The sequence below is a fragment of the Sinorhizobium sp. P24N7 genome (genome assembly GCF_042436655.1).
Taxonomy (GTDB): Bacteria; Pseudomonadota; Alphaproteobacteria; order Rhizobiales; family Rhizobiaceae; genus Sinorhizobium; species Sinorhizobium meliloti_A.
Genome location: NZ_JBHMIW010000176.1, coordinates 1 through 255, shown reverse-complemented (window position 1 = coordinate 255; position 255 = coordinate 1). Strand labels below are relative to the sequence as shown.

The following is a 255-nucleotide window of genomic DNA, read 5'->3' as shown; positions in this document are numbered from 1 at the left end:
TCGGCCATTTCTTCATCGTCTTCTCCCGCATGATGGCGGAAGTCAGCAGGTCGAACTCCTCGAACCACACCAAGGTCTTCACGCCGTATCTGGACGTGAACCCAGGCGTCAGATCGTTCTGGTGCTCGAGGAGGCGGCGCGGCAGGTCCCGGGTCACGCCCGTGTACAGCGTCCCGTTTCGCTTCGATGCGAGAATGTAGACGTAACCTTTCATTGCGTGAAAGGTTGACCATTCTCTCGCATATTCGCAAGCAG

1 protein-coding gene is annotated in these 255 nt (G+C 57.3%); it reads right to left on the bottom strand.

The features are described from left to right. Nucleotides 1–214 (bottom strand): GIY-YIG nuclease family protein (locus tag ACFHWW_RS34510; RefSeq protein ID WP_379943893.1); only part of this gene is annotated, 214 nt, incomplete at its 3' end. Nucleotides 215–255 lie beyond the last annotated feature (41 nt).